21 protein-coding genes are annotated in these 22,084 nt (G+C 68.9%); 13 read left to right on the forward strand and 8 right to left on the reverse strand.

The genetic code is table 11. The features are described 5' to 3' along the window. Positions 1 to 3: 3 nt before the first annotated feature. The 6 genes from cobO to EL337_RS10795 all read left to right on the forward strand — a co-directional run bounded on the left by cobO (position 4) and on the right by EL337_RS10795 (position 8,245). A complete protein-coding gene (gene cobO / locus EL337_RS10770; RefSeq protein ID WP_048635499.1) occupies positions 4 to 618 on the forward strand; it encodes a cob(I)yrinic acid a,c-diamide adenosyltransferase in 615 nt (204 codons plus the stop codon). Next, positions 615 to 1,982, forward strand: a complete 1,368-nt coding sequence (locus tag EL337_RS10775; protein ID WP_083443309.1) for a cobyrinic acid a,c-diamide synthase CobB — start codon at positions 615 to 617, stop codon at positions 1,980 to 1,982. Before cobO ends, EL337_RS10775 begins: the two co-directional genes overlap by 4 nt. Then, on the forward strand, positions 1,979 to 3,190 hold the full coding sequence (cobA, locus tag EL337_RS10780) for a uroporphyrinogen-III C-methyltransferase (RefSeq protein WP_048635501.1): 1,212 nt from the start codon (positions 1,979 to 1,981) through the stop codon (positions 3,188 to 3,190). Before EL337_RS10775 ends, cobA begins: the two co-directional genes overlap by 4 nt. Positions 3,191 to 3,412: 222 nt before the next feature. Next, on the forward strand, positions 3,413 to 4,867 hold the full coding sequence (locus EL337_RS10785) for an MFS transporter (protein WP_232786935.1): 1,455 nt from the start codon (positions 3,413 to 3,415) through the stop codon (positions 4,865 to 4,867). Between the two features lie 62 nt (positions 4,868 to 4,929). After that, a complete protein-coding gene (locus EL337_RS10790; RefSeq protein ID WP_048635503.1) occupies positions 4,930 to 6,420 on the forward strand; it encodes an MFS transporter in 1,491 nt (496 codons plus the stop codon). 73 nt (positions 6,421 to 6,493) lie between these two features. Further along, entirely contained in the window at positions 6,494 to 8,245 is a 1,752-nt protein-coding gene (locus EL337_RS10795) for a proline--tRNA ligase (protein ID WP_048635504.1), read from the forward strand. A gap of 3 nt (positions 8,246 to 8,248) precedes the next feature. Here EL337_RS10795 and EL337_RS10800 read toward each other — a convergent pair whose 3' ends face one another. Beyond that, on the reverse strand, positions 8,249 to 8,734 hold the full coding sequence (locus EL337_RS10800; RefSeq protein ID WP_048635505.1) for a ferritin-like domain-containing protein: 486 nt from the start codon (positions 8,732 to 8,734) through the stop codon (positions 8,249 to 8,251). After that, on the reverse strand, positions 8,731 to 9,261 hold the full coding sequence (locus EL337_RS10805; protein WP_109860288.1) for a hypothetical protein: 531 nt from the start codon (positions 9,259 to 9,261) through the stop codon (positions 8,731 to 8,733). Before EL337_RS10805 ends, EL337_RS10800 begins: the two co-directional genes overlap by 4 nt. Before the next feature lie 167 nt (positions 9,262 to 9,428). Here EL337_RS10805 and rimP point away from each other — a divergent pair, with 167 nt between their 5' ends. The 7 genes from rimP (at position 9,429) to EL337_RS10840 (ending at position 17,174) form a co-directional block, all read left to right on the forward strand. Beyond that, positions 9,429 to 9,959 (forward strand): ribosome maturation factor RimP, encoded by a 531-nt coding sequence (rimP, locus tag EL337_RS10810; protein ID WP_048635506.1) that lies wholly within the window; start codon positions 9,429 to 9,431, stop codon positions 9,957 to 9,959. Continuing rightward, a complete protein-coding gene (gene nusA, locus EL337_RS10815) occupies positions 9,956 to 11,035 on the forward strand; it encodes a transcription termination factor NusA (protein WP_048635507.1) in 1,080 nt (359 codons plus the stop codon). The genes rimP and nusA overlap by 4 nt, the downstream gene beginning before the upstream one ends. Beyond that, entirely contained in the window at positions 11,004 to 11,465 is a 462-nt protein-coding gene (locus tag EL337_RS10820) for a YlxR family protein (RefSeq protein WP_306316172.1), read from the forward strand. Before nusA ends, EL337_RS10820 begins: the two co-directional genes overlap by 32 nt. 102 nt (positions 11,466 to 11,567) lie before the next feature. After that, entirely contained in the window at positions 11,568 to 14,375 is a 2,808-nt protein-coding gene (infB, locus tag EL337_RS10825) for a translation initiation factor IF-2 (RefSeq protein WP_126316554.1), read from the forward strand. Next, positions 14,368 to 14,883 (forward strand): 30S ribosome-binding factor RbfA, encoded by a 516-nt coding sequence (gene rbfA, locus EL337_RS10830; protein WP_048634657.1) that lies wholly within the window; start codon positions 14,368 to 14,370, stop codon positions 14,881 to 14,883. The genes infB and rbfA overlap by 8 nt, the downstream gene beginning before the upstream one ends. After that, positions 14,858 to 15,853 carry a DHH family phosphoesterase gene (locus EL337_RS10835; protein ID WP_048634658.1) on the forward strand — a complete coding sequence of 332 codons (996 nt, stop codon included), beginning with the start codon at positions 14,858 to 14,860 and terminating at the stop codon, positions 15,851 to 15,853. The genes rbfA and EL337_RS10835 overlap by 26 nt, the downstream gene beginning before the upstream one ends. Beyond that, positions 15,846 to 17,174: an MATE family efflux transporter gene (locus EL337_RS10840; RefSeq protein ID WP_048634659.1), complete on the forward strand. Its 1,329-nt coding sequence runs from the start codon at positions 15,846 to 15,848 to the stop codon at positions 17,172 to 17,174. The genes EL337_RS10835 and EL337_RS10840 overlap by 8 nt, the downstream gene beginning before the upstream one ends. Positions 17,175 to 17,191: 17 nt before the next feature. On the opposite strand, the gene deoC is transcribed toward EL337_RS10840, so the two are convergent. From deoC to EL337_RS10870, 6 genes are all read right to left on the reverse strand, one after another. Continuing rightward, positions 17,192 to 17,878 carry a deoxyribose-phosphate aldolase gene (gene deoC / locus EL337_RS10845; protein ID WP_048634660.1) on the reverse strand — a complete coding sequence of 229 codons (687 nt, stop codon included), beginning with the start codon at positions 17,876 to 17,878 and terminating at the stop codon, positions 17,192 to 17,194. Between the two features lie 21 nt (positions 17,879 to 17,899). Further along, the gene (locus tag EL337_RS10850; protein ID WP_048634751.1) at positions 17,900 to 18,721 is read right to left on the reverse strand and encodes an ABC transporter ATP-binding protein; all 822 of its coding nucleotides are present in this window, start codon (positions 18,719 to 18,721) and stop codon (positions 17,900 to 17,902) included. A 12-nt stretch (positions 18,722 to 18,733) separates the two neighbouring features. Next, positions 18,734 to 19,768: an ABC transporter substrate-binding protein gene (locus tag EL337_RS10855; RefSeq protein ID WP_048634661.1), complete on the reverse strand. Its 1,035-nt coding sequence runs from the start codon at positions 19,766 to 19,768 to the stop codon at positions 18,734 to 18,736. A gap of 38 nt (positions 19,769 to 19,806) precedes the next feature. Continuing rightward, entirely contained in the window at positions 19,807 to 20,688 is an 882-nt protein-coding gene (locus EL337_RS10860; RefSeq protein WP_048634662.1) for an ABC transporter permease, read from the reverse strand. 131 nt (positions 20,689 to 20,819) lie between these two features. Next, entirely contained in the window at positions 20,820 to 21,845 is a 1,026-nt protein-coding gene (locus EL337_RS10865) for a LacI family DNA-binding transcriptional regulator (protein ID WP_048634663.1), read from the reverse strand. Further along, the gene (locus EL337_RS10870; protein WP_126316556.1) at positions 21,833 to 22,084 is read right to left on the reverse strand and encodes a hypothetical protein; all 252 of its coding nucleotides are present in this window, start codon (positions 22,082 to 22,084) and stop codon (positions 21,833 to 21,835) included. Before EL337_RS10870 ends, EL337_RS10865 begins: the two co-directional genes overlap by 13 nt.

Consider the following 22,084-nt stretch of genomic DNA (forward strand, 5'->3'; position numbering starts at 1 on the left):
GCGATGCCTCAGGGTCAACCGCTGACCGTTCCCGCCGACGGGCTGACCACGCGGGCGCGACGCAACGCCCCGCTGCTCGCGGTCCACACCGGCCCGGGCAAGGGCAAGTCCACGGCCGCGTTCGGCATGGCGCTGCGCGCGTGGAACCAGGGCTTCAGTGTCGCGGTCTTCCAGTTCGTCAAGAGCGCCAAGTGGAAGGTCGGCGAGGAGACCGCGCTGAGCGAACTGGGCCGCGTCCACGACGAACGCGGCGTCGGCGGCCCCGTCGAGTGGCACAAGATGGGCGCGGGCTGGTCCTGGACGCGCAAGCCCGGCACCGAGATCGACCACGCTGCCGCAGCGGCCGACGGCTGGGCCGAGATCTCGCGTCGGCTGGCCGACGAGCGTCACGACTTCTATGTGCTCGACGAGTTCACCTATCCGCTGAAGTGGGGATGGGTGGACACCGACGACGTCGTCGAGGTCCTCGTGTCGCGTCCGGGCACCCAGCACGTGGTGATCACCGGCCGTGACGCGCCACCCGCGCTGCTGGACGCCGCGGATCTGGTCACCGAGATGACCAAGGTCAAGCACCCGATGGATGCGGGCCGCAAGGGCCAGAAGGGCATCGAGTGGTGAGCACTCCCGCGGTGGTGATCGCGGCGCCGGCGTCGGGCAGCGGAAAGACGACCGTCGCCACGGGATTGATGGGTGCGCTCCGTCAGGCAGGCCACCGGGTGGCCCCGTTCAAGATCGGTCCGGATTTCATCGATCCCGGGTACCACGCGCTGGCGTCCGGTCGGCCGGGTCGCAATCTGGACTCGGTGCTTGTCGGGGAGCCCCTGATCGGCCCGCTGTTCCGGCACGGCAGCGACGACGCCGACATCGCGGTCGTCGAAGGCGTGATGGGTCTGTTCGACGGCCGTATCGGCGGCGCCATGACCGGTATCCCGCGGGGTTCCACCGCGCACGTCGCCACGCTCTTGAGCGCGCCCGTCGTGCTGGTCGTCGACGCCCGTGGCCAAAGTCACAGTGTCGCAGCCCTGTTGCACGGATTCGCCACGTTCGACCCCTCGGTGCGCCTGGCCGGGGTGATCCTCAACCGCGTCGGGTCCGCCCGCCACGACGAGGTGCTGAGGCAGGCCTGTGAGCAGGCCGGGGTTGCGGTGCTCGGGTCGATCCCGCGCGCCGCGGAGCTCTCGGTGCCTTCCCGTCATCTGGGCCTGGTGACCGCGACGGAGCACGGCCGCAGAGCCGCCGACGCGGTGCACGCCATGACGGAGTTGGTGGCCCGGCACGTGGACCTCGGCGCCATCGTGGCGGTCGCCGCGAGCCGGGTCGCCGATCAACCGTGGACACCCGCCCAGTTCCCGTCGCTGCCTGAGGCCGTGCCGGTCGCGCTGGCGGCAGGCAAGGCGTTCACCTTCGGCTACGCCGAACACCGGGAACTGCTGTGCGCCGCCGGCGCCGACGTGGTCGACTTCGACCCGCTGTGCGACCCGCTGCCGCCCTCGGCGGCTGCGCTGGTCCTGCCAGGCGGGTTCCCCGAGGAGTTCGGCAGCGAGCTGTCGGCCAACGAGCTGGTGCGCGCCCAGATCAGGACGCTGGCCTCGCGCGGTGCGCCGGTGCACGCGGAGTGCGCCGGGTTGACCTATCTGGTCGACGACCTCGACGGGCACCCGATGTGCGGCGTGCTGGCCGGGTCGGCGTCGTTCACCTCAACTCTCACGCTCGGGTATCGCGATGCCGTCGCGATGGTGGACTCGTCGCTGCACAGCCTCGGTGACCGTACGGTGGGTCACGAATTCCACCGCACCACAGTGCAATTCGCCGATGATCGGCGACCTGCATGGCGGTACACCGGCCGGGCGGGTCAGGTGGTCGAGGATGGGGCGGTGCTCGGCGGCGTGCACGCCGGCTATCTGCACACCCATCCCGCGGCCCATCCCCAGGCGATCGCGCGGTTCGTCGCATCCGCGGCAACCTCTAAACTCGCCGGGTGACCGAGACCGAGAACGCCTACCTGGTGGGACTGCGCCTGGCGGGCAAGAAGGTCGTCGTGGTGGGCGGGGGGACCGTCGCCCAGCGGCGGCTGCCGTTGTTGGTCGCCAGCGGAGCCGATGTCCACGTGATCACCAAGGCTGCGACCCAGACCGTCGAGGCCATCGACGGAATCACGTTGACCATGCGGGAGTTTCGGGACGGCGACCTCGAGGGCGCCTGGTACGCCATCGCGGCCACCGACGACGCGGAGGTCAACGCGGCGATCGTCGCCGAGGCCGAGGCGCGCCGCATCTTCTGCGTGCGCGCCGACGTCGCGATCGAGGGGACCGCGGTCACCCCGGCCTCCTTCGACTACGAGGGGCTTGCCGTCGGTGTGCTGGCCGGCGGTGAGCATCGCCGGTCCGCGGGTATCCGGACGGCGATCCGCGAAGCGCTTGCGCAGGGTGTCATCGCCGCGGACAGCTCGCAGACCCCCGGCGTGGTGAAGGGAACCGTCGCACTGGTGGGCGGGGGACCGGGCGACCCGGAGTTGGTGACGGTGCGGGGACGCCGCTTTCTCGCGCACGCCGACGTCGTGGTCGCCGACCGGCTGGCCCCCCAGGAACTGCTCGCCGAGTTGTCACCGGATGTCGAGGTAATCGACGCGGCGAAGATTCCGTACGGCCGGGCGATGGCGCAGGACGCGATCAACGAGGTGCTGATCGACCGGGCCAGAGAAGGCAAGTTCGTCGTACGGCTCAAGGGCGGGGATCCGTTCGTGTTCGCGCGCGGGTACGAAGAGGTCATCGCATGCGCCGAAGCCGGCATACCGGTGACTGTCGTGCCCGGTGTGACCAGCGCCATAGCGGTTCCTGCGCTGGCCGGCGTTCCCGTCACGCACCGCGGTCTGACCCATGAGTTCGTGGTGGTCAGCGGCCACTTGGCGCCGGACCACCCCGAATCGTTAGTGAATTGGGATGCGCTGGCGGCGATGAGCGGCACAATTGTGTTGCTCATGGCGGTCGAGCGGATCGAGCTGTTCGTCAAAGTGCTGCTGGCAGGCGGTCGACCTGCGGATACGCCGGTGCTCATCGTGCAGCACGGCACCATGTCATCCCAGCGGACTTTGCGTGCGACGCTTGCGGATGCGCCTGAACGGGTACGTTCCGACGGTATTCGGCCCCCGGCGATCATCGTGATCGGAGTTGTGGCGGGCTTCGGCGCTTAAAGGATTCTTAAGAGTACTGTAAGGTAACTCGTTATGACGGCTCTCAACGATGCGGAGCGTGCCGCCATCCACGGTAATGCTGAAGGCAGGGGAAAACGGGGTTCGGACCGGGAATCGGTCGGGACCTCGGACCGGGCGCTGCCCGCCCGTGTTCCGGGTTCGGGTGACGCGGCAGGCGGCCGCGGGGGTGGTACGTCCCGACCGAGCAGGACTCCGGCGTGGATGCCGTCGCGACGTTTCATCGCCGCTGTGGTGGCGATCGGCGGGATGCAGCTGCTGGCCACGATGGACAGCACTGTCGCGATCGTGGCGCTGCCGAAGATCCAGGACGAACTCAGCCTCTCCGATGCCGGCCGCAGCTGGGTGATCACCGCGTACGTCCTGACGTTCGGCGGCCTGATGCTCCTGGGCGGGCGGCTCGGTGACGTCATCGGGCGCAAGCGCACCTTCATCGTCGGTGTCGCGCTGTTCACCATCGCTTCCGTGCTGTGTGGTCTCGCCTGGAACGAGGCGACGCTGGTGACGGCTCGTCTGCTGCAGGGCGTCGGCGCGGCCATCGCGTCACCGACGGCTCTCGCGCTGATCGCGACCACATTCCCCAAGGGACCCGCACGCAATGCAGCCACCGCGATATTCGCGGCGATGACGGGCATCGGGTCGGTGCTGGGCCTGATCGTCGGCGGCGCGCTGACCGAGGTGTCCTGGCGCTGGGCGTTCCTGATCAACGTCCCGATCGGGCTGCTGATGATCCACCTGGCCCGGCGAACGCTGCGCGAGACCAACCGTGAGCGGTTGAAGCTCGACGCCACCGGCGCCATCCTCGCCACGCTGGGCTGTACGGCCGCGGTGTTCGCGTTCTCGATGGGGCCCGAAGCGGGCTGGATGTCGCCGCTGACCCTCGGGTCGGGGGTGGCTGCGATCGCCGCCTTCATCGCATTCCTCTTCGTCGAGCGCACGGCCGAGAACCCCGTCGTCCCGTTCGACCTCTTCCACGACCGCAACCGTGTCGCCACGTTCGCAGCCATCTTCCTGGCCGGCGGAGTGATGTTCACGCTGACCGTGACCATCGGCCTGTACGTGCAGGACATCCTGGGCTACAGCGCGCTCAAGGCGGGCATCGGGTTCATCCCGTTCGTCGTCGCTCTCGGTATCGGGCTGGGTCTGTCCTCGGCGCTGGTGTCGAAGTATCCACCCCGGATCCTGGTGATCGGCGGCGGTGTCCTGGTGCTCGCCGCGATGCTCTACGGCTCCACGCTGGATGCCGGGATCCCCTACTTCCCGAACCTGGTTCTGCCCATCACCATCGGCGGCCTCGGCATCGGCATGATCGTGGTGCCGCTGACCGTCTCGGCGATCGCCGGGGTGGGCTTCGACCAGATCGGCCCCGTCTCGGCCATCGCGCTGATGCTGCAGAGTCTCGGCGGACCCGTCGTCCTGGCGATCATCCAGGCCGTCATCACGTCGCGCACGCTGTACCTCGGCGGCACCACCGGCCCGGTCAGCAACATGGACACCGCGCAGCTGCACGCGCTCGACCAGGGCTACTCCTACGGCCTGCTGTGGGTGGCGGCGGTCGCCATCATCGTCGGCGGTGCCGCGCTGTTCATCGGCTACACCGCTCAACAGGTGGCGCACGCGCAGGAGGTCAAGGAAGCGATCGACGCCGGCGAGCTCTAGCAGAGCCGGGCTGACCGTAGGTCAGCGCGCGTGATCGACCCCGCTCGGTAGGGTGGCTCACCATGTCGTCCGGGCCGTCTGACCCCCAGCCGGCGCCGCTGTCGAAATCCGTGCTCGGCATCGCGATCATCGCGATCACCGGCATGCAGCTGATGTCCACGCTCGACGGCACCATCGTGATCGTGGCGCTGCCCCGGATGCAGGCCGAGCTGGACCTCTCCGATGCCGGCAAGAGCTGGGTCATCACCGCCTATGTGCTGGCGTTCGGCGGTCTGCTCTTGCTCGGCGGCCGCATCGGTGACGCGATCGGGCACAAGCGGGCGTTCCTGTCGGGTGTCGGTGTCTTCACCCTCGCGTCGCTGGTGTGCGGTCTGGCCACCGACGAGGCCACCCTGGTGGTCGCACGCGCCGTGCAGGGCGTCGGTGCGGCGGTGTCCGCGCCCACCGGGCTGGCGCTCATCGCAACCACGTACGCGGTGGGCCAGCCGCGGAACCGCGCCCTGGCGGTCTCGGCGGCCATGCAGGCCACCGGTTCGGTGCTCGGCCTCGTCCTCGGCGGAGCGCTGACCGTCGTGTCGTGGCGGCTGGCGTTTCTCATCAACGTCCCGATCGGCATCGCGATCATCGTCATCGCGATGTTGCGGCTCGCCGAGACGCACCACGAACGGCTCAAGCTCGACGTCACCGGCGCGCTGTTGGCGACGCTGGGCTGCACGTCAGCGGTTCTGGTGTTCACGCAGGGTCCGGCACGCGGCTGGACGGACCCGCTCGTGATCGGCGCGGGCGCCGCCTCCGCGGCACTGTTCGTCGGGTTCTTCGTCGTCGAGCGCTCCGCCGACCACCCCATCGTGCCGCTGTCGGTGTTCGACAATCGCAACCGGGTGGCGACGTTCATCTCGCTGTTCCTGGCCGGCGGCGTGATGCTGAGCGCAACGGTGATGATCGGTCTCTACGTCCAGGACGTGATGGGCTACTCCGCGTTGAAGGCAGGGGTCTGCTTCATCCCGTTCGCCTTGGCGCTCGGTGCGGGCACGATCGTCGCGGCGCGCGTCGCCCCGCACGTCGCCCCTCGGTGGGTGATCCTCGGTGCGGGGCTGCTGGTGCCGATCGCGATGGTGTACGGCTCCACGCTCAACCGCGGCGTCCCGTACTTCCCGGATCTGATCGCGCCCCTGGTGCTCGGCGGGTTCGGCATCGGGGTGATCTCGGTGATCCTGCCGCTGTGTGCGGTGGCCGACGTCGGCCCGCGGGAGATCGGCCCGGTCTCGTCCATCACGCTGATGGTGCAGAACCTCGGCGGTCCGGTGGTGCTGGTCGTCATCCAGGCTGTGCAGGTCTCACGGACCCTGTACGTCGGCGGGACCACCGGCCCGGTCAACGACATGACGTCGGCCCAGCTCGACGCCCTCGATGCCGGCTACACGTACTCGTTGCTGTGGGTTGCGGGGGTCTCCGTCCTGGTGGGCGCCGCCGCGCTGTTCATCGGGTTCACCGCACGCCAGATCGCGACGGCACAGCACAATCGCGAAGCGGTCGAGGCGGGCGAGCTCTAGCCGGATTCCGCCGGGGCAGCAGCGCAGCGACTGGGGGAAAAAGTACTCGGCGCAGTCAGTAAGGTTGTCGGCTGTGATCACCCGCATGTCCGAGCTGTTCCTGCGCACGCTGCGCGACGACCCGGCCGACGCCGAAGTGCCGAGCCACAAGCTGCTCATCCGAGCCGGCTACGTCCGCCCCGTGGGACCCGGGTTGTACAGCTGGCTGCCGCTGGGGCTTCGGGTGTTCCGCAAGATCGAGCAGGTCATCCGGGATGAGATGAATGCCATCGGCGGGCAGGAGATCTTGCTGCCCGCGCTGCTGCCGCGGGCACCGTACGAGACGACCAACCGGTGGACGGAGTACGGGGACACCCTGTTCCGCCTGAAGGATCGGCGCGGCAACGACTATCTCCTCGGCCCGACCCACGAAGAGATCTTCACGATGACGGTCAAAGGGGAGTACAGCTCGTACAAGGATTTCCCGTTGCGGCTGTACCAGATTCAGACCAAGTACCGCGACGAGGCACGGCCCCGCGCCGGCATCCTGCGCGGGCGCGAGTTCGTGATGAAGGACTCGTACTCGTTCGACGTCGACGAGGACGGACTCAAGAAGGCCTATCACGCGCATCGTGAGGCCTACCAGCGGATCTTCGCGCGACTCGGGGTGCGCTACGTCATCGTGTCGGCAGTCTCGGGCGCCATGGGCGGCAGCGCCTCCGAGGAATTCCTGGCCGAGAGCGAGGTCGGTGAAGACACCTTCGTCCGGTCTCTGAAATCGGGCTACGCCGCGAACGTCGAGGCCGTGATCACGACGCCGCCCGCGCCGATCCCGTTCGACGGCCTGCCCGAAGCCGTCGTCCACGAGACCGGCGACACCCCCACCATCTCGACCCTTGTCGAGTGGGCCAACGGCGCCGGTCTAGGCCGTCAGGTCACCGCCGCCGACACCCTGAAGAACGTGCTGCTCAAGGTGCGGATGCCGGGCGGGGACTGGGAGCTGCTCGCAGTCGGCGTGCCCGGCGATCGGGAGGTCGACGACAAGCGACTCGGCGCCGCACTGGAACCGGCCGAGTACGCGATGATCGATGACGCCGACTTCGCGAAGTACCCGTTCCTCAAGAAGGGGTACATCGGTCCGAAAGGACTGCTGGCCAACGGAGTTCGATACCTCGTCGATCCGCGGATCGTCGACGGTACGGCGTGGATCACCGGCGCCGACGAGGTCGGCAAGCACGTCGTCGACCTCGTCGCGGGTCGCGACTTCACCCCCGACGGCACGATCGAGGCGGCCGAGGTGCGCGATGGTGACCCGTCGCCGGACGGCAGCGGCCCGCTGACATCGGCACGGGGCATCGAGATCGGCCACATCTTCCAGCTGGGTCAGAAATACGCGGACGCCTTCACCGCCGACGTGCTCGGTGAGGACGGGAAGCCGGTGCGACTGACCATGGGCTCCTACGGAATCGGAGTGTCGCGCATGGTGGCGGTCATCGCCGAGCAGCAGCACGACGAACTCGGACTGCGGTGGCCCGCGGCAGTGTCGCCATTCGACGTGCACGTCGTGATCGCCAACAAGGACGACGATGCCCGCACCGGTGCCACCGAGCTGGTCGCCGATCTCGACCGCCTCGGCGTCGACGTGTTGTTCGACGACCGGAAGGCCTCTCCCGGGGTGAAGTTCAAGGACGCCGAACTTCTCGGTGTGCCGTGGATCGTCGTGGTCGGCCGCGGCTGGGCCGACGGTGTGGTCGAGTTGCGCAACAGGATCAGCGGGGACAAGCAGGAGGTCCCGGCGGACGGTGCGGCGGCGGCGATCAGCGCCGCGATCACAGCGGCACGCTGACGGCTACTGCTCGGCGCCGCCGGGGAACGCCACGGTCACCGAGTTGTCGCCGCGGACGCTGCGCCACTGTGCAGCCGTCACGGCGCATTCCGTTAGTGCAGTGACTCCGAACGCCCGCACGGTCTGGTCTGCGGCCTGCTCGACGACGGCCCGCCATGCGGTCGCCGCGTCCTCCTCCATCCGCACCGCGAGGTTGGTCGCCTCCGGCGGCGTGTCGACCTCACTGGGCAGTTGGTATCCCGCCTCGGGCAGCGGAGCGTCGACTCCCTCGTCGGCGAGCAGCGCGATGGCCGCCTCGCGCCGAGCCCGGTGCTCGGCCATCGCGGCGGCGACCAGATAGTTGACGTCCGGCACGGAGTGCGCCGACACCACCCCGTACGCGTAGATCGTGGCGTGCTCGGTCGCGACCGCGTCGAACAGCGCGCCTGCGGACGTGTCGTCGGGCCGGGTCGGCGTCGCGTCGTCGGGCGACGGCGACGGGCTGGTCATTGCCGGTCTCCGGACGCCAGCGCGACGGTGTAGGCCGCCGTGCAGGACGCGGCGATCGACGCCAGTAACCCGGCCCGGTAACCGGAGAGCGCGCCGGCGGCCTGCGTGGCGCTGTCCGCAGAGGTGCGCAGCGCCCCGACCACGTCGTCCGCGGACGCCGCAGCAGCAGTTGTCGAGGACGGCGACGCCGAGGTCGTGGTGGTGGTGGTCGTCGTGGTCGTCGTCGGTGCGGCGTGGCCGGTCATCCGCACGATCTCCTCGGCGAGCGCCTCCGCGTGCGCGGAACGCTGGGCGGCCACGTCGGTGAGTACGTCGGCGAGCCTGCCCCGGGCGGTCGCCGCGACGTCGGAGGCCAGCCGGCTGTCGGATCGCGCCCGGTCCAGCGCAGTGGTGAGATCGTCGAGGTCGGGGGGAGGGGGCGGCGTACCGCAGGCCGCCGCCGTTGCTCCGAGCGCCGCCAGCGCGGCAGCACCGACAAGAACGCGTCGACGGCTTACGGTCGGCGGTCGGCTCGGCACGTGCCACATCCTGCCACCCCGCTGCCCACGGGTGGGGAGCCGAGTTGGCCGCGGGCCGCCGGTCGTGCGTGCTTTTCGTCATTTGTGCGTCCGGCGCTGGCGTATCGTGGGTGAGCGGATTCGCAGGAGCCTTCCCTGCGTAACGTGTCCGGACAACTCAAGACGAGGAGCTCGCCGTGGCGGAGCGGTCTGCGGGATTACCGTCGCAACAACAGGTAATCGAACTGCTCGATGCCGAGTTCGCGCGCGCCGGATACGACATCGAGGACGTGCGCATCGACACCGCGACCCGTCCGCCGCGCATCACGGTGATCGCCGACGGCGACGACGGTCTGGATCTCGACACCATCGCCGAGCTGTCCCGAGCCGCCTCGGAGGTGCTCGACGAGGTGGACTCCGCCCCCTACGTGCTGGAGGTCACCTCACCCGGTGTGGATCGCCCTCTCACGTCAGAAAAGCACTACCGGCGGTCCCAGGGCCGGCTGGCCGAGATGTCGCTGGCGGACGGTTCCGTGGTGACCGGTCGCATCGGAGCCGTGCGGGACGGCACCGTCGACCTCGTCGTGAAGCAGGTCAAGAAGGGACCCGCGGTCCGCGAGATCGCTCTCGACACGATTACCAAAGCTGTTGTCCAGGTGGAGTTTTCGCCACCGAGCTCACGTGAGTTGGAGCTGGCCGGCGTCTCCGGAGAGGAAACCTCAGCATGAACATCGACATGGCGGCCCTGCACGCGATCGAAGCGGACAAGGGAATCACCGTCGACGTTGTGGTCGACACCATCAAATCGGCTCTGCTGACGGCATACCGGCACACCGAGGGCCACGAGGCCGACGCCCGCATCGACATCGATCGCAAGACGGGCATCGTCAAGGTGCTGGCCCGGCAGACCGACGAGGACGGCAACGTCGTCCACGAATGGGACGACACCCCAGAGGGTTTCGGCCGTATCGCAGCGACCACCGCGCGCCAGGTCATCCTGCAACGGCTGCGCGATGCCGAGAACGAGAAGAATTACGGGGAGTTCTCCGCCCGCGAGGGGGACATCGTCGCCGGCGTCATCCAACGTGACGCCCGCGCGAATGCCCGCGGCCTGGTGGTGGTGCGGATCGGCAGCGAGACCAAGGGATCCGAAGGCGTCATCCCGTCCGCCGAGCAGGTACCCGGTGAGCGGTACGAACACGGCGACCGGCTGCGCTGCTACGTCGTCGGCGTCTCGCGCGGTGCCAGGGAGCCCCTGATCACCCTGTCGCGAACGCATCCCAATCTGGTGCGCAAGCTGTTCTCGCTGGAGGTGCCCGAGATCGCCGACGGATCAGTCGAGATCGTGGCGGTGGCCAGGGAGGCGGGCCATCGATCCAAGATCGCCGTCACCACCAGGGCTCCCGGCTTGAACGCCAAGGGGGCCTGCATCGGGCCGATGGGACAGCGCGTGCGCAACGTGATGAGCGAGCTGTCGGGCGAGAAGATCGACATCATCGACTACGACGAGGACCCGGCACGATTCGTGGCGAATGCGCTCTCCCCGGCCAAGGTGGTGTCGGTGACGGTGATCGACGAGGCGGCGCGGGCGGCGCGGGTGATCGTGCCCGACTTCCAGCTGTCCCTGGCGATCGGCAAGGAAGGGCAGAACGCCCGTCTCGCGGCGCGCCTTACCGGCTGGCGCATCGACATCCGCAGCGACGACGCGCCCGCCGACGGAGCCGGCGGACCGAATTCGGCAGGCCACGCCGAGCGCCATGCACCGCGTCCCGATGCCTCGCGCGGTGCGGGGGACGGACACTGACCGGCAGCGCGGATTCGGTTTGCGCACCGGTTTTCTTCTCCTGGCTGCGGTGACGGTAGACTCAGCTGTGGTCCAGCGCGAGACATCGGCTCGGACGCAGAGAAGCACCTTCCCGCCTTCGGGTGGACCGGTTCGGACCTGCATCGGATGTCGTAAACGAGAGCTGGCCGTCGAACTGCTCAGGGTGGTCGCTGTCGACGGGGAGAGCGGAACTGGGAATTGCTCCAGTGCCGTGATCGTTGACACAGCGAGAAGCCTGCCGGGGCGAGGTGCGTGGCTGCACCCCGATCCGGTCTGCCTGCAGGCAGCGGTTCGCCGGCGGGCATTCGGCCGAGCGTTACGGATCGCCGGTTCACCGGATATCACCGCGGTGTCAAAGCATCTCCCCGATGGGGAAGTGTCCGACGCACCCGGCCAAGAGAACAGGTAAGCGAAAAACATGAGCACACCGTGAAGTCCCGATGACCATGCGTCATAGCTAACCCGAGGCACGGCGCCAACCACCGCTGTTGCCTCCTAGACAGGAGATGTAGTGGCAGGTAAGGCCCGCGTGCACGAGTTGGCTAAGGAACTCGGTGTCACCAGTAAGCAAGTACTCGCCCGGCTCGGAGAGCAAGGCGAATTCGTCAAGTCAGCGTCATCGACGGTCGAGGCCCCCGTGGCCCGCCGTCTCCGTGAGTCGTTCGGCGGCAACAAGCCGGCGCAGGACAAGGTCAGCAGCCCCGCGGCAGCCAACGGCTCGCCCGCCAAGCCGTCTGCGCCAGGTCCGCGCCCAGGCCCCAAGCCTGCCGCTCCGGTAGCGCAGCAGGCCCCCGCGGCTCCGGCCGCGCCCGCGGCTCCCGCCGCACCTCCGGCGCCCCCCGCAGCTGCGGCCCCGGCCGCACCGCCCGCTGCGCCGACCCCCGCCGCGTCACAGCCGCCGGCAGCGGCAGCTCCCGCTGACCCGTCGGCCCGGCCGACCCCAGGTCCGCGCCCGGGACCCGCAGCGCCCAAGCCCGGTGCACCCAAGCCCGCCGCACGGACCCCGCGCGTCGGCAACAATCCGTTCTCTTCCCAGCAGCCCGTCGAGCGGCCGGCACCGCGTCCCGCGGCGGGCCCCGGCGGCCCGCGCCCTAGTGCAGGCCCCGGCGGACCCCGTCCCGGTGGCGGTCCCCGTCCCGGCGCGACTCCGGGCAACATGCCGCCTCGTCCGGCCGGCGCCCGTCCCGGTGGAGGTCCTCGCCCCGGTGGCGGTCCCCGTCCCGGTGGCGGTCCCCGTCCCGGACCCGGCGGCGGCGGTCGTCCCGGCGGTCCCGGTGGCGGTGGCGGCGGCGGTAATTACCGCGGCGGCGGCGCAGGTGGCGGTGCAGGTGCCGGTGGCGCGGCCGCGGGTGGTTTCCGCGGTCGTCCCGGCGGCGGTGGCCGGCCCGGCCAGCGCGGCGGAGCGGCAGGCGCCTTCGGTCGTCCCGGCGGTGCGCCCAAGCGTGGCCGTAAGTCGAAGAGGGCCAAACGCGCCGAATACGAGAACATGCAGGCGCCGGTCGTCGGTGGCGTGCGGTTGCCGCACGGCAACGGCGAGGTCATCCGGTTGGCTCGCGGCGCGTCCCTGGTGGATTTCGCCGACAAGATCAACGCCAACCCGGCCTCGCTGGTGCAGGCGCTGTTCAACCTGGGTGAGATGGTCACCGCGACGCAGTCGGTCGACGATTCGACGCTGGAACTGCTCGGCGGCGAGATGAACTACGTCGTTCAGGTCGTCAGCCCGGAGGACGAGGACCGCGAACTGCTGCAGTCCTTCGACCTCACCTACGGCGAGGACGAGGGCGACGAAGACGACCTCGAATTCCGCCCGCCGGTGGTCACGGTCATGGGTCACGTCGACCACGGCAAGACCCGCCTGCTGGACACCATCCGCAACGCGACCGTGCGTGAGGGCGAGGCCGGTGGCATCACCCAGCACATCGGCGCCTACCAGGTGCTCACCGAACTGGACGGCAACGAGCGGCTGGTCACCTTCATCGACACCCCCGGTCACGAGGCGTTCACCGCCATGCGTGCCCGTGGTGCGAAGGCCACCGACATCGCGATCCTGGTGGTCGCGGCCGACGACGGCGTCATGCCGCAGACGGTGGAGGCCATCAACCACGCGCAGGCGGCCGACGTGCCGATCGTCGTGGCGGTCAACAAGATCGACAAGGAAGGTGCCGACCCGGCGAAGATCCGCGGCCAGCTCACCGAATACGGGCTGGTGGCCGAGGACTTCGGTGGCGACACCATGTTCGTCGACATCTCCGCCAAGCAGGGCACCAACATCGACGCCCTGCTGGAAGCGGTGCTGCTGACGGCGGACGCGGCGTTGGACCTGCGGGCCAACCCCGACATGGAAGCCCAAGGTGTGGCCATCGAGGCGCACCTCGATCGTGGCCGCGGCCCGGTGGCGACCGTGCTCATCCAGCGCGGAACGCTACGTGTCGGCGACTCGATCGTGGCCGGCGACGCCTATGGCCGCGTGCGGCGCATGGTCGACGAGCACGGCGAGGACATCCACGAAGCACTTCCGTCGCGTCCCGTCCAGGTCATCGGCTTCACGTCGGTGCCCGGTGCCGGTGACAACCTGCTGGTCGTCGACGAGGACCGGATCGCCCGGCAGATCGCGGACCGTCGCAGCGCGCGGAAGCGCAACGCGTTGGCCGCCCGTACCCGCAAGCGCATCAGCCTGGACGATCTCGATGCAGCGTTGAAGGAAACGTCGCAGTTGAACTTGATCCTCAAGGGCGACAACTCCGGCACCGTGGAGGCGCTGGAGGAGGCCCTGCTGGGTATCGAGATCGACGACGAGGTGGAACTGCGCGTCATCGACCGCGGTGTCGGTGGTGTCACCGAGACCAACGTCAACCTGGCGTCGGCGTCGGACGCGATCATCATCGGATTCAATGTGCGTGCGGAGGGCAAGGCCACCGAGCTGGCCAACCGCGAGGGCGTCGACATCCGGTACTACTCGGTGATCTACCAGGCCATCGACGAGATCCAGAGCGCGCTCAAGGGCATGCTCAAGCCGGTCTATGAGGAGAAGGAACTCGGCCGCGCCGAGATCCGCGCCATCTTCCGGTCGTCGAAGGTCGGCAACATCGCCGGCTGCCTCGTCACCTCGGGGATCATGCGCCGCAACGCGAAGGCGCGGTTGCTCCGCGACAACGTGGTGGTTGCGGAGACCGTCACCATCTCGTCGCTGCGGCGCGAGAAGGACGATGTCACCGAGGTTCGGGACGGCTACGAGTGTGGTCTGACGGTGACGTACTCCGACATCAAGGAGGGTGACGTCATCGAGGCGTACGAGCTGGTCGAAAAAGCACGTGCCTGATCCCGCGCGCGCGAAGCGACTGGCCAAGCGCATCGCCACCATCGTGGCGTCCGCGATCGAATACGAGATCAAGGACCCACGGCTGGTGGGGGTGACGATCACCGACGCGAAGGTCACCAACGACCTCCACGATGCGACGCTGTTCTACACGGTGCTGGGGAAGTCGCTCGACGAGGAACCGGACTACGAGGGCGTCGCGGTGGCGCTGGAGAAGGCCAACGGGGTGCTGCGCACCAGGGTGGGTGCCGCCCTGGGCGTGCGCTTCACCCCGACCCTGGCCTTCGCCCGCGACACCGTCCCCGACACCGCGCACCGCATGGAGGAGCTGCTCGCCCGCGCCCGGGCCGCGGATGAGGATTTGGCGAGAGTTCGGCAGGGTGCCAAGCACGCCGGTGACGCTGACCCGTATCGTCTTGATTCGGTGGGGGAGGCAACCGAGGGACCGGCTGGGACCACGGACACGCCGGACGCTGAGGACATGGGTGACCGCGACAGACTCGACGACTGACGCCCTGACCGGGGGCGTGCGCGTCGACGCTGGCGCTGCCGCGGAACTGCTGTCCGCGGCAGGGAGCGTCAGTGTCATCTGCCACGTCTATCCCGACGCCGACACGATCGGTGCCGGGCTGGCCTTGGCGCTGGTGCTCGAAGATGTCGGCAAGGACGTGGAAGTCAGCTTCGCGGAGCCGGACACGCTGCCGGATTCGCTGCACTCGCTTCCCGGCGGGCATCTGCTCGTGGCGCCGCAACACCTGCGCCGCGACGCCGATCTCCTGGTCACGGTGGACATACCCAGTGTCAACCGGCTCGGTGCGCTGCACGACCTCACCGTCGACCGGGACGTCCTGGTCATCGATCACCACGTGTCCAACCAGATGTTCGGTACCGCGAATTTTGTCGATCCGCTGGCCGATTCGACCACCGTGCTGATCGCCGATCTGCTCGACGCGTGGGGTAAACCGATCGACGCCGGCGTCGCGCACTGCCTGTACGCCGGTCTGGCCACCGACACCGGATCTTTCCGCTGGGCCAGCCCGCGCGCGCACCGGCTCGCGGCCCGGCTGATCGACATGGGTGTCGACAACGCTGCCGTCAGCCGTGCACTGCTGGACACGCACCCGTATGCCTGGTTGCCGATGCTGTCGCGCGTGCTCGGCTCGGCGCAGCTGGTCACCGATGCGCTCGGCGGGCGCGGGCTGGTGTATGCGGTGGTCGACCACGACGAGTTGTGCCAGGCCAGGCCCGAGGAAGTCGAGAGCATCGTCGACATCGTGCGCACCACCCAGCAGGCCGAGGTGGCGGCGGTCTTCAAGGAGATCGCACCGCGGCAGTGGTCGGTGTCGATGCGCGCGAAGACGGTCAACGTCTCCGACATCGCCAGCACGTTCGGCGGCGGAGGCCACCGCCTGGCCGCCGGCTATTCCACGTCCGGAACCGCCGACGAACTGGTCGCGGCGCTGCTTGCAGCCCTTGGCTGACGCGGTTGCGCCCGCGACCAGCCGGCGTATCGCCGCGCTGGCCTTCCCGGCACTGGGTGTACTGGCCGCCGAACCCGTCTACCTGCTGTTCGACCTGGCTGTCATCGGCAGGCTCGGGGCGCTGAGCCTCGCCGGGCTCGCCATCGGTGCGCTGATCATGGGGGTGCTGAGCTCGCAGTTGACGTTCCTGTCCTACGGCACCACGGCCCGCGCGGCCCGGTTCTACGGCGCCGGCGACCGGCGGGCGGCGGTCGCCGAGGGAGTCCAGGCCACCTGGCTGGCGCTGGGGATCGGCACCGCGATCGTGGTCGCCGTGCAGCTGACCGCTGTTCCGCTGGTGGGGGTGCTGGCGGGCGGGGCCGACGGCGGCAGCATCGCCGAGACGGCACTGCCCTGGGTCCGGATCGCGAGCGGGGCCGTGCCGGCCATCTTGATTGCGGCTGCCGGCAACGGGTGGATGCGGGGTGTCCAGGACACCATGCGGCCGCTGCGTTACGTCGTCGTCGGGTTCGCCGTGTCCGCGGTGCTGTGTCCGCTGCTGGTCTACGGCTGGTTGGGCGCTCCGGAACTCGGGCTGGCCGGGTCGGCGGTGGCCAACGTGGTGGGGCAGTGGCTGGCCGCCGCGCTGTTCTGCCGCGCGCTGGTGGTCGAGAAGGTGCCCCTGCGGCTGCAGCCGTCGGTGGTGCGCGCGCAGGTGGTGATGGGGCGCGACCTGGTGGTGCGGACGATGGCCTTCCAAGCCTGCTTCATCTCCGCGGGTGCGGTTGCGGCGAGGTTCGGCGCAGCTTCCGTAGCCGCGCACCAGGTGGTCCTGCAGTTGTGGAGTTTCCTTGCCCTGGTGCTTGATTCGCTGGCCATCGCCGCGCAGTCGCTGGTCGGTGCGGCCCTGGGTGCGGGCCAATTGGCCCATGCCAAGTCGGTGGCGTGGCGGGTGACCATCTTCTCCACGGTGGCGGGCGCCGTGCTGGCCGCGGTGTTTGCGCTCGGGTCCTCGGTGTTCCCCACCGTGTTCACCGACGACCGCTCGGTACTTGACGCCATCGGCGTGCCGTGGTGGTTCCTGGTGGCTCAGTTACCGGTTGCCGGGATCGTGTTCGCCATCGACGGGGTACTGCTCGGCGCCGGCGACGCGGCGTTCATGCGCACCGCGACGCTGGCGAGCGCGCTGCTGGGATTCCTCCCGTTGATCTGGCTGTCGCTGGCGTTCGGATGGGGGCTGCTCGGCATCTGGGCAGGCCTGAGCACATTCATGGTGCTGCGACTGGTGTTCGTCGGCTGGCGGGTCCTGTCCGGACGCTGGCTGGTGCCCGGCATCCGCTGACCGGCCGGGTCACGCGCTCAGTATCCCGAGTCGGCGCCGTTGCCGGTGTCCGACAGCAGTGCGCGCGAACCCGACACGCCCAGCCGGGTGGCGCCGGCGGCGATCATCGCGCGGGCGTCGGCCAGGGTCCGTACGCCACCGGAAGCCTTGACCGCCAGACCGGAGTCGGCGACGGTCCGGTACATCAGCGCGACGGCATGTGCGGTGGCCCCTCCGGCGGGGTGGAAACCGGTCGAGGTCTTGACGAAATCCGCGCCTGCCGCGATCGCCGCACGGCAGGCTCCCACGATGGAATCATCGGTGAGGGCTCCGGATTCGATGATCACCTTCAACACGGTGGGCGCGGGGACAGCTGCACGCACTGCCGCGATATCCGCCTCGACCCGGTCGAATGCGCCCTCGGAGGCTGCACCGACGTCGATCACCATGTCGATCTCGTCGGCGCCGTGCCGCACCGCCTCGGCCGCCTCGGCGGCCTTCGTCGCCGAGGTGTGCTTTCCGCTCGGGAACCCACACACGGCAGCAACTTTGAGATCTGCGGGCACCGTGACGGGAAGCATGGACGGCGACACGCAGACCGAATAGGTGCCGAGTTCGGCCGCCTCGGCGATCAGTTTCTCGACGTCTGCCGTGGTGGCTTCCGGCTTCAGCAGGGTGTGGTCGATCATCGCGGCGACCTGGCGTGCGTCGGGTGTGTTGCTCATGTGAGCAGCAGCGTACCGGGCTCAGTCGGCGGCGGTGGTGCTGCCCAGGAGGTCGCGGACGCGGTTGGCCACCTTGATGAACTCCGGACGCTCCATGGTCTCGGCGTACTCCCGCTCGGCGGGCAGATCGACCTGCAGCGTCTCGACGATGCGGCCCGGCCGCGGGCTCATCACGACCACGCGGTTCGCCAGATACACCGCCTCGGCCACCGAGTGCGTCACCAGAACCACGGTGGTGCCGGTCTCACGCCAGATGCGATGCAACTCGACATTCATCTTCTCCCGGGTCAGCGCGTCGAGCGCGCCGAACGGCTCGTCCATCAGCAGCACGCGTGGCTCGTGCAGCAGTGCGCGGCACAGCGAAACCCGTTGCTGCATACCGCCGGACAGTTCGTGGGGGAGTGCGCTTTCGAATCCGGTCAGCCCCGTCATCTCGATGAGGTGATCGCAGCGCTGCTGCGCCGCCTGCCGCGGCATGCCGCGCATCTCCGCCTGGAGCAGGATGTTCTTGCGCACCGAGCGCCACTCGAGCAGGGCCGCCCGCTGGAACACATAGCCGATGTCGCGCTGCGGGCCGTCGACCCGGCTGCCACGTAACCGGACCTCTCCTGAACTGGCATCGGTGAGCCCGGCGACGACCTTGAGCAGTGTCGACTTGCCGCAGCCGGACGGGCCCGCGATCGAGACGAACTCGCCGTCGGCGACCTGCAGGTCGATGTCGTCGAGCGCGGTGACGGTGGCGCGTTTCGAGGAGAACGTCACGCTCAGGTTCTCGATGGTGATGGCGGCGGAATCGACCGAGGTCATATTCGTCCCGGGTGGGGTGATGGTCGCGGTGGTCATGTCCATGATCTCCTACTGCTGGCCGTCGGGGGCGAACGACGAATCCCAGTATTCGGCAGGATCTTTGGCCTCCTGCAGGAGTCCGGCGCCGTTGAGTGTGGTGATGGTGGTGACCCAGTCCTCCTTGGCGTTGCTGCCGGGAGGCTGATTGGCGGTGGCCGCGGTGGTCAGCAGCGGTATGGTCTGCTGCCACTGCTGCAGCAGCACCTCACGCGGGGGCATCTGCGGATCCTTGCCGGCCATCGCGTCGACGGCGGCCTCGGGGTTGTCGGCTGCAGCGGTGAACGCCTCGCTGGTGGCGTCGACCATCGCCTGCACCAACTCCGGATTGTCGGCGATCGTGGAGTCGTTGGCGATCAGACCGTTGCTGTAGAAGTTCAGTCCCGCATCCGAGTAACGGAGGTAGCGCACTTCGCGCCCGCTCTTGTCGGCGATCGTCGGCCCCTGGTCGTGGGCGAAGCCGATGAGACCGTCGACGCGGCCGGACAGCATCGCGGCCATCTTGCCTGCGGCATCGAGGCTCTGCTGGGTTACCTGGTCCTCGGGCACCCCGACCTTGTCGAGGTAGATCGGGAACGTGGTCGTCGGTGCGTCACCGGCGGACACCGCGATGGTCCGGCCCACCAGGTCCTGCGGGTTCTCGATACCGGAGTCGGCGAACACCTGCACTGCCGACGGTGTGGTCTGCAGGAATACCCCGGCACTCTTGACCTCGACGCCTTTGTCGATGTTGCTCAACACGGCCGGGGTGTCGGCCCAGCCGAAGTCGGCTTGGCCTGAGCCGATGGCCTGCACGGTCTTGGTGGAGCCCTGACCCGCGTCGATGGTCAGATCGATGCCGTGTTTGGCGAAGATGCCCTCCTGCACGCCGTAGTAGAACGGAGCGTGCTCGCCGTAGGGGTACCAGTTGAGCATCAGCGTCGCCGGAGTGGCGGAACCGTCTGCGGCAGGGGCGTTTTCCGAACTGCTGCCACCGCAGGCGGACAGCGTGAGAATGGCAGCGGTCGCAACGGCCGCGGCAGCGGCGCGGCGTCGGGTGAAGAACATGGTGTCTACTCCTCGATGAGTCGTCAGTTGGTGCCGGGTCAGGCGGCGGTGCTGGTGGAATTGGTGGTGCGCCGCGACGAGTGCCACGGGATGAGCAGCTTCTCGGCGACCTCGATGAGCGCGAAGAGCACGATGCCGAGGAGCGACATGATGATCAGTGCGGCGAACAGCATTGCGGTGTCGACGTTTCCGTTGGCCTGCAGGATGACGTAGCCGAGGCCTTCGTTGGCGCCCACGAATTCGCCCACCACCGCGCCGGTGACCGCGAGCGTCGCGGCGACCTTGAGGCCGGACATCAGTTGCGGCAGCGAGGCGGGGAAGCGGATTTTCAGGAAGGTCTTGAACCGGCTGGCACCCATGGTGGAGGTGAGCTCCAGAATCTCGGGGTCCACGGAGCGCAGACCCGCCAGACCGGAGATGACGATCGGGAAGAACGCCATCAGCACGGCGACCAGGATCTTCGGTGACGGCCCGAAGCCGAGCCAAACGACGAACAGCGGTGCGATGGCGATCTTCGGGATCACCTGCGCGAAGAGAATCAACGGATAGACGGTCTTCTCCAGGCTCGCCGAGTAGATCATCACCACCGCGACGAACACGCCGAAGACGGCGGCGATGGCGAAGCCGATCACCGTCTCCCACGTGGTGACCCAGGTGTTCTGGGCGAGGTAGGCCGCGTTCTCCTGCGCTGTGCGCCAGGTGTCGGCGGGCGACGGGAGGATGTAGGGGGCGACCAGCTCGGCCTGCGTGACGGCCCACCACGCGGCGACGATTGCGATCACCAGCGCCAGGGGACGCCACAGGTTGGACGCCGTACGGCGCAGGGAGAAGGTCGGGCGCCACGAGCGCCGTGCCGGAGGTGCGGTGGGCGGGGATGCCGACGACGAGGGGCGCACGCCGGCCGAAGCGGTTACCGCCATGGAATGTCCTATGTTCGCAGTGGCTCGGGTCGTCAACCCGATGGGAATGCGCTTTCCGAAGCGGTTCCGACCCTAACGTGACCCAGCGCACAGTGTCAACGACCGTACGTGTCCGGTGCCGGACCCCCAGGTCAGGGCAAGCGAGTGCTGTCCCGGAGGACCACGCGTCCGGGGATGCGCTCACGCAGATCATCGGCGTCGGGGCTCAGGGCCAGGTCGACGGCACGCGCGCCGATCTCCTCCAGTGGAAGCGCCACGGTCGACAGGCTCGGGGTGTGGTCACGCAGGGTCGGAATGTCGTCGAAACCCGCGATGCAGACATCGCGCGGGACCGTCAGGCCCAGCTCACGCCACGCGGCGATGGCGCCGATGGCCATCACGTCGGTGACGGCGAACACGCAGACCGGTGGTCCGCCGAGGCCCGGCTGGAGTTGCAGGGCGGCGGCGAGGCGCTGGGCCGCGGAGAAGCCACCGTCGCGGGTGAAAGCGCCCGACACCTCGACGAGCGGGGTGAGGCCGCAACGGCCCAGGGCCTCGACGAATCCGTTGCGCCGGTCGACCGCGGTGCGGATGCTGGCGGGACCGCCGATGACCGCGAACTGCCGGTGCCCGGCGGCTACCAGAGCTTCGGCCAATTCGCTTGAGGCGAACTGGTTTTCCGGCTCGACAGCGGCTCCGAAGGCGAGCGGCTGGCCGATCACGACGACGCGACCGCCGTTGTCGCGGTAGCGGCCGAACTCTGCTTCCAGATCCCGGTCCAGATGCCCGCTCTGCCGCGAGCCGGCCAGCACGATCGCATCCGCTCGGTGGGCGATGAACGTGCTCACCGATGCCCGCTCGACGTCGAAGTCGCGGTCGGTGCTGGCCAGCAGCACCTGCTTGCATGCGGTCCGGGCCGCCGTCTGTACACCGCGGACAATGGACGAGAAGTACGGGTCGGCGATGTCGTGCACGATCAGCCCGAGGACGCCGGTCGACGACCGCGCCAACGCCTGGGCCTGCGCGTTCGGCACGTAACCCAATTCGCGCGCCGCGGCGCGCACGCGATCGGCGACGCCCTCGCCGGGAATCCGACTGGAACCGTTGAGTACTCGTGATGCGGTCGCCTGGGACACACCGGCCCGGGTCGCCACATCCTGCAGTGTCACCGCTGCCATCGTCCGCTGCTCCCGCTCTCCTGGCTGGTACCGACTGCCGACACGGTGGCCGGGGTCGGCGGCTGCCAGGACAGCCTCGGGTTGACCTCGACGCTCGCACAGCTTACCGTGGAAAGCGCATTCCGAAGTGCTGACACCGCGTATTCCTCGTTGCCGAGGTGCGACCGGTGCAATTCCACCGACAGCACGTGCCGGATGGACGTCACACACCATCCCGGCGCACCGATAAGGAAGCTCAC

Source organism: Mycolicibacterium aurum (assembly GCF_900637195.1).
Lineage (GTDB): Bacteria > Actinomycetota > Actinomycetes > Mycobacteriales > Mycobacteriaceae > Mycobacterium > Mycobacterium aurum.